The organism is Streptomyces sp. NPDC004610 (assembly GCF_040609715.1).
Taxonomy (GTDB): domain Bacteria; phylum Actinomycetota; class Actinomycetes; order Streptomycetales; family Streptomycetaceae; genus Streptomyces.
Genome location: NZ_JBEXLA010000061.1, coordinates 23,834 through 35,239 on the forward strand (window position 1 = coordinate 23,834; position 11,406 = coordinate 35,239).

Annotated in this window: 2 protein-coding genes (1 of these 2 running past the window's edge); one reads left to right on the forward strand and one right to left on the reverse strand. The window is 73.1% G+C overall.

What is annotated here, in order from left to right; all coding sequences use genetic code 11:
- A protein-coding gene (locus ABZX40_RS39570; protein ID WP_355750293.1) for a toxin glutamine deamidase domain-containing protein crosses the window boundary here: on the reverse strand, positions 1-11,079 show its start. It extends 16,887 nt beyond the left edge of the window; 11,079 of the gene's 27,966 nt are visible here — the first part of the coding sequence; it begins with the start codon at positions 11,077-11,079; its stop codon lies beyond the left edge, outside the window.
- On the opposite strand from ABZX40_RS39570, the gene ABZX40_RS39575 reads away from it, so the two are divergent.
- Positions 11,072-11,406 (forward strand): hypothetical protein (locus ABZX40_RS39575; RefSeq protein WP_355750254.1); only part of this gene is annotated, 335 nt, incomplete at its 3' end. The two genes, ABZX40_RS39570 and ABZX40_RS39575, sit on opposite strands and share 8 nt — an antisense overlap.

Below are 11,406 nucleotides of genomic sequence, written 5' to 3' on the forward strand. Positions count from 1 at the left end.
GGGCGGCAGGCTGAGGGTGTTGGCCTCCTCGTCGGGGGACTTGAGGTTGCGGCCCGTGCGGTCGCCGAACTCGGTCCTGACGGCCTGGTCGCGGACGGGCAGCGCGCCGACCCGGTGCAGTCCGGCCAGCAGCCGTTCCATGCTCCGGCGGTCCTTGTCCAGGGGGCTGGTGAGGGCGGCCACCTCGGCGTCGGTGCTGTCCCGGCTCCAGCGGTTGAGCACGGCGGCGACGATGTCGCCCTCCAGCTTGAGATCCCCGGCGACCCAGCGGTTCATGGCGTCGGCGAGCTGGGCGTCGGGGAGCGGCACATTGCCCTTGCCGTACTCCTCCAGCGCCACCGGCTCGGGCAGCAGGAACAGCATCTTGCGCGGGTCGACCTGCTGCTCGTCGGTGGTCAGCGAGTCCGGGACGAGCTTGGCGCGCTGCTCCAGAGCGCTGTGCACGGTGAAGTCGACGGTCGTCTCGAAGGCGTAGGCCCGGTTGAAGTCGAGCTGGATGCGCTCCAGGCCGCCGGTGCGGCCGTTGCCGCTGGACTCGTTCCACTGGTAGGTGCGGCCCGCGTCGGCGCCGCCCTGGATATGGCCGACCCCGGCCGCGTCGGTGGGGGCGCCCACGGTGACATCGATGGGGGCGACCCGGAAGCCCCGGGAGTCGCTCCGGGAGGTGGTCGTCTGGTCCAGGGTGAGGTTGATCTTGCCGACGACGTACTTGTCGGGCGTCGAGCCCGCGAACCTCGCCGGTCCCAGCGCGGCCCGGACATCGACCCCGGCCAGGGTGTCCCGGACGAACCCGGGCTCGAAGAACTGGTCCGAGGTGTAGCCGTGGTGGGCGATCTCGGTGAGGAAGGAGCGGAGCATGGTGGTGCCGGTGAAGGTGGTCAGCTCCGCGTCCGCGTTGCCCTGGGGGCCGGTCAGCGGGGTGAGGATCCGGGTGGCCGCCTCCCGTACGCCGGTGGCGTCCAGGTAGTAGATCACCGCCTGGTCGAGAACGTCCGCCGGGACCGGGCGGCCGTTGCCCTTGCCGGGGTCGCCGGTGTCGCCGAGCGGCGGGATGTAGGCCACCGAGGGCTGCTGGTACATCCGGATCGGCTCGGGGTCGCGGGTGCCGGGCCGGACCTCGCCCTGGAGTCCGGAGTGCTGGAACTCCATGGTGACCGTGTAGTCGTCGAGCAGCTGGTGCTTGTGCAGGACGCCGGGGTACTCCAGGAGTTCGGGCCGGTTGTGCAGATGGGAGGCGCCCTGGCCCGCCCCGGACTGGAGGAACGCCTGGGCGCCGAACCCGCCGCCGAGCAGTTGCCGGATACCGAAACTGAGGCTCACCCCGAGCGAGGCCCGGGTGGCGCCGCTGCTGCTCTGCCCGGCGGAGCCCATGCCCATGGCCAGATTGACGGCGTGGTAGTCGTCGGTGCTGCCCAGGTAGTTGGTGGGGCCGTTGGCGCGCTCGGCGCGGATGGTGATCTTCACCGCGTCGATGTCCAGGTTGATCCCGAAGACCCCCTGCGGCTTGGTGAGGGTGAACACCAGCCCGGTCTGCCGGATCTGGTCGTAGTACGACTCCAGGCCCTGGAGCGAGAGGTACTTGTTGACGATGTCGGAGTTGAGGATCTGCCGTTCCAGGGTGTTGCTGTTGCCGTACCAGGGGGTGCTGGGCAGGGGCCGTCCCCCGTCGGCGCGGTCCGGCGGCGCGAACACGAAGCCGTACTGGCCCAGCTCCTGGAAGATACGGTCGCGCAGCTGGCGGACGGTGGTCTCCTCGACGTCGACCAGGCCCATGCCGATGCCCTTGCCGTCCGCGACATGCGGGGGCAGCTGGGCGTGCGGCGAGGTCGGGTCGAAGGCGTCGTCGGTGAGCAGCAGACCGGGCGCGTACTCGACGGTCCCGACCGAGCCGGTACCGGCCGGGTTGATCCAGATGTCGTCCGGGTTCTTCACGGCGGTGGCGTCGACCTGGAGCCCGGCCTCCAGCGCCGCGTGCTGGGGCACCCGGACCAGGCCCTGGCTGACCTCGGCGTCGGTCGTGACGAGCGGCTTGCCGGGGACCATGACATCCGCGGTGAGCAGGAACGCCATGTCATGGCCGCTGGTGGGGCCGGTGTAGCGGGGCACGTCCACCCACAGCCCGGCCCGGCTGGAGCTGACCGTGTCCGAGTTCGACCAGGACAGACCGAGCGAGGCACCGGCGAAGGCGTGCAGCAGCGGCTGGGTGAAGGGCAGCGGCACCAGGTCGGCGGTGACGCTGGCGAGGGTGAGCGTGCTGGAGTGCGAGACGGTGTGGCTGCCGCCGGTCCCGTCGATCGCGGTCCGGACGTTCTCCACATGCGCGAACTTGGAGGTGGCGCCGACCCGGGTGTCCCCCCCTTGCCGCACGGCGTGCAGCCGGATCACGGCGGTGGTGCGGCCCCGGTCGTCGGTGACGCTGAAGACATAGCCGCCGTCGTTGACGGCCTTGTCGAGCCGGGCGTCGAGGTTCCACAGCTTCTGGAGCAGCTCATTGCGTCCGGCGCTGCCGATCTTCAGGGTGACCCCCTGCTGCTTCAGCGCCCCGACCAGCGAGTCGAACAGCGGCGGCAGCCCGGTGAGCCCGGAGGCGTAGTAGTACGACGGCAGCCGGGTGTCCAGGATGTCGCCGGTGGCCCGGATCTGGCCGGGCGCCCGGCCGAGATAGTGCTCGGGCACCCACAGCTGGAGCCGGTCCGGGGAGCCGTCGGTGTCCACGTCGACCGGGGTGACCCCGCTCCAGCGCTGGTCGGGGTCGGTCCGCAGCCGCAGCGACCAGTCCGCGCCGAAGGAGACCAGCCGGGAGTCGGCCCGGGTGTCCTCGACATGACCGGCCTCGGCGTCCCCGATCTGGTTGGTGGAGCGGCTGGAGGCGTTGGCCGTGCCGGAGATCCCGGCCCCGACCCGGACCGCGTTCAGCGGACCGACACCGACCCCGATCCCGGCCGCGAAGGAGAGATTGCCGCGCAGCGCGCCGGTCGGGCCGCTGTGGCTGACGCTGTTGGCGCCGATGTGGAACACACCGTTGATGCCCTCGCCGCCCTTGAACTTGTCCCGCCGCGGGGGCCGCTCGGGGACCAGGGGCGCGACATTCGGCGGTGAGTCCGGCCCGCGCGGCGCGGACCCCTGCTCGGGGATCGTCGCCAGCGAGGGCGCCTTCCACTGGCCGGCGAGCCGATAGGCGGGCAGTGCCACGGTGTCCACGACCGTCGCCCGGTCGAACGACGCCTCCGGGTCGGGGGTCTCGCGGGGGTCCACCGGGTTCAGCGTGACCAGCAGTTCGGCGCCGGGCCCCAGCGGCACCATCAGACCGCCGTCGGCGCGCGCGGGGTCGCGCGGCACGAGATAGCGGTAGTTGCTCAGCAGCCGCTGCGGCAGCGCGCCGAGGGTGTCCTCGGAGACGGTCACCCCGGCCTCGGTCAGCAGCGCCCGCACCTGCGCCAGCACGGCGGGCAGGTGCGGCAGCCCGGCGCGCGGAATGCTGATGCTGCGGGCCGCGGCGGGGACGGCGACGGGGTCGCCGAGGGCGTGCGGGCCGGGGGCCGGAGGCGGCGGCGGGGGCGGCAGCGGGCCCGGGTCTGCGTCGGAGTCGGAGTCCTGGTCGGAGGAGAGCGACTCGTCGTCGTCCGGGGCGGGCAGCGGGGCGGGGTCCTCGGGCGGGGTTTCCCGGGGCACTTCCTCGATGGACATGCCGTCGTCGGAACGGCGGATCGGGGCGAGGGGGATGCCGTCCTCGTCGGAGGCGTTCCAGTCGTCGTCGGGGTTGGGGGACGGGACGCGGTCCGGGGTGGGCGCCGGGGCGGGTTCGGGGGTGGGGGTGGGGCCGGGCTCGGGCTCGGGGGTGGGTGTCCGGTCCGGTTCGGGGGTGGGCTCGGGCTCGGGGGTCGGCGTCCGGTCCGGCTCGGGGGTGGGGTCGGGCTCGGGGGTCGGTGTCCGGTCCGGCTCGGGGGTCGGTGTCCGGTCCGGCTCGGGGGTGGGGTCGGGTTCGGGGGTCGCGTGGGTGTCGGGGGCGGCTTCCGTGGTGTCGGTGGTCGTGGTGGGGTCGATCGGGGCGGGGGTGGGGCCGCCGGTGTCGGTGAGGATGACGTTGCGGCTGTCGTACTCGTCCCAGGTCTCGTACAGGCTTTCGATATCGCTGACGTCCGCGTCGTCCCCGGAGGTGTTCCCGGGCGGCGGGGTGGCGGGGGCGGCCTCGGGGGTGCGGGCCGGGGTGTCCGTGGACGTGGTGCGGGGCGGCGCCGAGGTGTAGTCGGTGCCGAGGGCCGCGGTGAGGAAGTCGGAGACGGTGGCGTCCCGGGCCAGCCCCGGGAACTGCCATGCCTCGCCGCCGACCTGGACCAGGGCGTCCGGCGCGTCCAGCAACTCGCCGAACTGGTCGACCTCCAGTGAGCGGAAGGGTCCCTCCGGTCGGCCGGGGTCCCCGTCCCTGTCCGGGGTCCAGCGGACGGTGCCGCGCTCGTTCACGGCGAGCCAGGACCGGCCGTCGTAGCCGTCCCGGCCGGGGACGACCAGGGCCCGCGCCCCGTCCCCCGCGTCGAGCAGCCGCACGGTCAGCGCGGCGGAGTCCTCCGGGCCGTCCGAGACGCGGACCGCGCGCACCGCGCCCAGCCGGGCGATCCCCTCGGGGGCGATCCGGGCGTCGAAGTCGTCGGCCGTCGGGACGTCGTGCTCCGGCCAGTTGCCCTCCGCGAGATCACGCAGGACGCTGAGGGCGATCTCGGCGTGGGAGAGGATCTCCTCGGGTATGGCGGCCCGGTCCCACACCGAGGTGCCGGTGTCGTACACCCCGGCGAGGAACGCGGCGCGCTGCAACAGCTCCGGCAGCCGGGCGTCGTAGGCGCTCAGCTGGGCGATCCGGGTGTCCACCGCGTCCCGGACGACCTCCTCGAAGATCCGCCCGGCGTTCTCCGGCCGCCCGGCGGCGTCCCGGGTGGCGCCCAGGTCCAGGTCCAGGGCGCGGACGATACGGAGCAGTTCGGGGGAGCTGAGGGCGGTGGAGGGGTCGAGGTCGGGGTCGGGGGTGTCCGTCGCGTCGGTCGCGTCCGCCGTGGCCGGGGTGGCCTCCGGTGTGTGCCGGGCCACCGCGGCGGACGCGTCGTCCACGGCCTGGAGGGTGAGCAGGGCCGATGTCCGGTCTCCGACCAGCGCGTGGGGCGGCAGGTCGAACAGGATGTGGACTGCGGTGTCGCGCAGGGTGAGGAGCCGGGACTGGATCTCGGAGTAACGGTCCTGACCGGCCTGGAGGTCGGCCAGGTCCTGGACCAGCAGGGCCGTTTCGGCGTCGGGGAGGAAGGAGCGGATCCGCACTCCGTCGCGTACGCCGAGACCGTCGGCCCGGTCGACGAGTTCCCGGATCCGGTCGCCGATCTCGGGGTGCACGGGCGGGCGGCCGTTCAGCGACCCCTCCGGCGATCCGTCCGGCGATCCCTCCGACGATCCGTCCGCCCTGCCGGGGGGCAGGTACCCGATCTCGATGGACTCGCCCGACGACGTGGAGTCCGCCGGTTCCACGACCGTCGCGGGCCATTCCGACACATGCCCGAGCCGTATCTCGCCGTCCTCGTCGGACTCCCAGCGGTCCGCGAGGTTCGCGAGGTCGGACATCTCAGGGAGGGCCGCGAGGCCGTCGAACGCCTCGTCCACCAGGTCGTCGTCCTGGAACAGACCCCGGTTGACGGCCTCGTCGGGGGCCGTGTCCGGGTGGGTGTCCGGGGTGGTACCGGCGTCCGGGTCCGGGGCGGGGCGTGAAGCCGGGTCCGGGCGGGGGTCGGAGCCCGCGCCGCGGCCGGAGCCGGAACCGGGTCCCGAACCGGAGCCGGAGCCCGCGCCCGGGTCCCGGCGCTCGTCCCGGCCGGGGTCTCCGGCGCCGCTGCCGGGGTCGTCGTCGCTCGCGTAGTCCAGGCCCTCGTCGTCGGCCGCCCGGCTCGGACCGCCGCTCTCGCCGGTGAAGTCGGGGCCGAGGGCGGTGGCGAGGAACTCGGCCGGGGGGGCGCCCACCGACAGATCGCTGAACCACAGGTTGTCCGCGGCCGACCAGGGCTCGATCAGGGCGCCGCTGATAGTGACCTCCAGCGAGCGGAACCAGCCGATCCCCTCCGGCTGCACCGCCGGGCGCATGTCGTCGTGCGGACCCTCGGTCCACCGGATGTCGCCCCGGTCGTTCTCGGCGAACCAGGCGCGGTCGTTGTAACCGCTCCGGTCGGCGACGACGAGGGCGCGTGCCCCGTCACCGGCGACGAGCAGCCGCGCGGTCACCTCGGCCACGGCGTCCGGGCCCTCGCCCAGCCGGAGCGCGGACATACCGGCCGCCGGATCGATCATCGAGATGAGGGTGTCGACCTCCGGGAGATCCGCTTCGGGGGAGGCCGCGTGGAACTGCAACGTGCTCACGACCGCGTCGGCGTTCGCAAGGTCTTCGTAGTTCGGCGGGTCGTACACCCATCCGTGGGGCGCGTTCTCCACCTGGGACAGGAGCCAGGCCCGGTCCAGCAGGCCCGGGAGCCGCCGGTCGGAGTGGAAGAGCCGGTTCCGCCGGGCCATCACCTCCCGATGGATCACCGATTCGAAGGGCCGCTCGGCGTTCTCCGGCCGCTGGGCGAGGGCCGCCATCTCATCAAGGTCCAGGCCCAGCTGACGGGCGTGGTGGCGCAGCCGGGGGTCATCGGGCCAGGTGGACAGGTCCCGCTCGGGAGGGGCCTCCTCGGTCTCGGACCCGGTCCCGGGCTCGGGCTCGGGGGCCCGTGCCGCGTGGGCCTCCTGGACGGTCTGGGCCGCCGTCAACACGGTCTGAAGTGTCTCGACGACGGCGACATGGTTGTTGAAGAGAAGATTCGAGGCGAGGGTCGCGGGGGTACCGGCGCGCGGGTCCGGCGACTCCGGCACGCCCCAGGACATGGCCTCCGGTCCGCTCGCCGGTGTCCCCGGAGCGCTGTCGGACTCCAGCTCGTTGTCGGGGGTGTAGCGGCCTTCACCGAAGGCCGCTTCCAAATCGGCCTCGTAGAGCGCGAGTTCCAGCCTCTTCGTCAGGGTGACGAGCTGGCCCAGCAGTTCGTCGGGCCGCCCACCCTCGACGAAACGGTGGGTGGCCACCCGCATCGCTTCCCGTTCGGCGTCGTCGAGGACGGGGCGCGAGGTGCCGTCCCGGCCGGACACCGATATCGAGCCGACGTCCTCGAAGACATCGCCCACCGCGTCGCCCACTTCGTTCCGGGGCAGGGACGGCTCTGAACCGCTGGAGAGAGGGCCCGCCGTGGACCCCTCTTCCGAGAACGCGGGCGTGGCCAAGGGTGAAGGCGAGGGTGAGAGTGAGGACGGGGGTGAGAGGAGAGGTGTGGGCATGGCCGGGAACGGGGGTGGCGGGATGGTCCGGAGCGTGTCCTCCACCGCGTCCAGCGCCCGCTGGAACCGCTCGGGCAGCCGCTGGTCGGACCGATCGGTGTCGGCACGCATCACGCCGAGCGCCGCTTCGAGGTCGTTGTGGAGGCCCAGGAGCCAGGTCCCCACCTCCAGGCTCGACCCGCCCTCGGCCAGGGACACCGACTCCCGGCCGATCCTGATCCGGTCCTCGGGGGTGAGCAGCGGGCGGAGGGTGCGGCGGCCCTCCACCGTCAGACCGTCGATCCGCTCCAGGACCGTGCCGATACTGGCGACGGCGGGGTTGTCGAGCGCCCGCACGGCCGAGGCCACGGACAGAGTCGGCCGGGCGGCCGGGTCTGCCTGCCCGGCGGCGTCCCGCGTCGCCCGGTCGTATCCGGCCCTGGCCGTCTCGGCGATCTGCTCGAACGCGCGCCGGAACGACGACTCCGTCAGATGCCGGGGGTCCCAGCCCCGCCCGAGCATCCGGGCATCGGGATCGGGCCGGTACTCGCGCAGTTCCAGCAGGGCCAGGCCGATGCCGTTGTGGCGGTCCAGCGCCGGCCGGCCCGTCGTCCCGATCATGTCGCGCTGACTGACGACCAGGCCGGAGTGACTGACGCCGAACAGCGCCGTCTCCACGTAGTCCCTGGTGGAGGCCCCGCGGCGCCAACTGATGTCGAGCGGATCCACGACGACCGTGCTCTCGGGACGGCCGGCACGCTCGGCCAACGTGCGCAGGAGAGACCGCCCATGGTTCTGGAAGGCGTTGATGATCTCGGGCTCGAACTGCCGCAAGAACCCCCGGGTCCGGTCGCTCAGCGCGGCGTGCAGATCGGCGAAGGAGGTCTGCATCGCGACCGGGAGCCAGTGCCCTTCCGGGCGCTGCTCGATGTTCTCACTGAGCGGGAGGGCCATGGCCTGGCTGAAGACGAGCCACGCGTAGCCCCGCACTTCGGCGAGGTTCGGCAGATCGTTCAGGAACGGGAGCTGAGCCGGTGGCACTTCCAGGCCGGTCGAGTTGTAGGCGAAGTGCCGGGCGACCTCGTCGGCGAACGACCTGCCCGCGTCGAGGGCGAGGGCCTGGTCCCCGTGGTCCGGCAGATGGCTTCGCGTCAGCTCGAACATATCGGCGAGGCCCGCTGCCGGGACTCCGACGGTGAACCGGCCGGAGGCGCCCAGACCGGTCCCCGCCGCCGCAGGCAGGACGTCGGCGGCGGGCCACTTCGTCCTCCAGCCCGGGTCGGTGGCGAGGAGCTTCCTCAGCGAGGTCGGAGCGCCCGTGTCGTTGTTGGCCGCGTTCAGCTGGCGCTCGGTGTTCCACAGGACGTGCTGTGATCGCCCCTCGTTCGGCCTGTTCTCGCCGTCCAGCACGGCGACGGTGGGGGTGACCAGTTCGAGGACGGTACGGGTCTCGGGCTCGGACTCCCGCCCGGTGTGCCGAAGCGCCCCCGCGCGGGACGTGTACAGGCGGTCGTCGATACCGCGGAACAGTTCACGCTCGGCGGCGACGATCCTCACCCCGGAGCTGTGGACGGCCAGTTCCGTGCCGGCCCTCATGTTCCGGGACGCCTGGACCGGGAACACGGAGTCGACCCGGGCGGCGATGCCCGCGTAGGCCGTGGAGGTGGGTGCGTCGGTGAGGGCGTCGACGGCCCGCAGATCCTCGCCCTGGAGCACGCCGGGCCGGAGCACACCGTCGGGGCCCACGATGACGGCCCGCGTGAGGGCGGGGAGACCGCCGGGCCGGGCGTCCGCTCCCACGCCGGGCTCGCCCTCGGCCTGCATGTCGATCCACTCGACGCCCTCGGTGCTGCGGTAGGCGGCGAAAGCGTGGCCGTCCTGGCTCAGACGCTGGCTGAAGATCAGCGCGGAGGAGCCGGGGGGCGCGTCCCGCAGGGCGGTGTTGATGTCCTCCCAGGAGCTGATCGTGGTCCAGTCCTGGTCGGCGGCGAAGGCCCGGTCGGCCCGGGAGGTGCCGATGTCGATGTCGTCCGTGGTGGTCCTCGGCCGCCGCAGGCCGGTGCCGCCGGTGATCCGGTCGGTGTCCTGGAACAGGTCGAGGTTGTTGCCGGGGTAGAGGTGGAGGGCCAACTGACGCAGCAGGATGACGCAGTTGATGACGGTGAAGGGGTTCCGGGGGGGCCCGTCGTCGGGCACCGGGGGACGCGGGATGCCGCTCCTCTGCCGGGCCGCGTCGTCCTCCCGGACGGCGGCGGCCCCGGCACGCTCCACGACCTCCCGCACACCGTTGGTGTCGAGAGCGGTGGGCGTACGGGTGAGGGGCGGCGGGAGGGTCGTCGCCTCCTCACCGGGCAGGAGCGGACCGGACTCCGGGTCGGGGGTGGAGGTGGGAGTGGAGGTGGGAGTGGAGGTGGGAGTGGAGGTGGGGGTGCGGCTGTCGGTGCCGCCGGTCGGGTCGACGCGGCTGTCGGTGCCGCCCGTCGGGTCGATACGGCTGTCGGTGCCGCCGGTCGGGTCGACGCGGCTGTCGGTGCCGCCCGTCGGGTCGATACGGCCGTCGGTGCCGCCCGTCGGGTCGAACCGGCTGATGACATCGCGGGCGGGGGCGTCGGGGGACGCGGGGAGGTCGTCCCGGGTGCCGGGGGACAAAGGGTCCCTCGTGCCGGAGGACTCCGGGAGATCCTCGGAGGTGGTGAGGACGCGGCCGGGAGCGCCGGGGAGGTCGTCCAGGGAGTTCAGGAAGTCCAGGGAATCCAAGGAGTCCAGGGAATCCGAGGAATCCAGGGAGTCCCTGAAGTCCAGAGAGTCCAGGGAGTCCGGGGAACCGGTCGGGTCGCTGTCCCTTCCGGTGGTGCTCGGGTCCGGGTCCGTGGTGGGGGACAGCAACCGGAAAAGCTCTTCGCTGGTGCTGGTGGGGGAAGGCGTCGGGGTGGCGGTGGTGCGGTCCCCGGGGTCGGTGGCGCGGGGCTCGGCGGCGCGGGGGTCCGTGGAACGGATGTCGCCGGGGCGGGGCGCGTCGCCGTTCACCCGGGAGGGGTTCGCGCCGGGACGAGAGGGGTCGGCGCCGGGACGGGAGGGGTCCGTGGTCTGCCGGGGCGCGGTCCCGGGGTCGCCGGTGGTGGGGTTGGCGGCCATCGGCGGTACCGGCGCCATCGGCGGCGGAACGGCCCGCTGCTGGGGATCCGCGGAGCGCTCGTCGCCGCCGGACGTGACGGAGGGGTCCGGGGCGGCGGAGGGGCGCGAGGGGTCGGAGGAGTTGGACGGGTCCGAGGTAAGGGAGGAGGAATCAGACGTGGTGAAGGGGTCGAAGAGCGTGGAGGGATCGGACGTCGTGAAGGGATCGGACGTCGTGGAGCCCGTGGGAGACAACGGCGAGGGGATGACCGTCGGGCTGTCGTCCGGCCGGCCGTTCCGCTCGGGCCACCCCGACTCTCCCGGGCGCCCCACCTCACCCGGCCGCTCGCCAACCCCCTGCGGCCTGTCGGGGACATCCTGCTGCCGCTCCGGAGCGCCTTGCTGCCGCTCGGGCGCGTCCTGCTGCCTGTTCGGGCTGTCCGTCCCGCCCGGGTTGTCGCCCCGTGACCCCGGGACATCGTTGCCCGACCGTACGATCGGCGGATTGTCCGGCGTCGAACCACCCGTGGTCACCGGTGAGTTGACATCGGTGGACGTCGACAGGGTGAGCGGCGGACGCGGCCCCGCCTCGGGCGCGGTCGGCTGGTCCGTCCCCAGCGAGGGCACCGGGAAGGACGGCACCGTGGGCATCGTCACCGAGGTCGACGGCAGCGGGTTGGGAGTGATGGTCGGCGACGAGAACGGGTCCAGGTCGAGGTTCGGCGAGGAGGTGACCGGCGGACGCCCGCCCGTGCCGGGCGCACCGCCCGTGGTGCCGGTGCCGTTCGTCCCCGGCGCGCCATTGGTGCCGCCGGTGGTGTTCCCGGACGACATCGGGGTGTCCGTGGGCAGCTGGTTGATCTGGGAGGCGCCGAAGACCGCCCCCAGGCCGAGTTTGGTGGTGATGTCGTTGAGGGTGTTCTTGAGGCCGGAGCCGAGGAACTCGGCGTTGATGTCGAGTGCCCTGGTGAGGCGTTC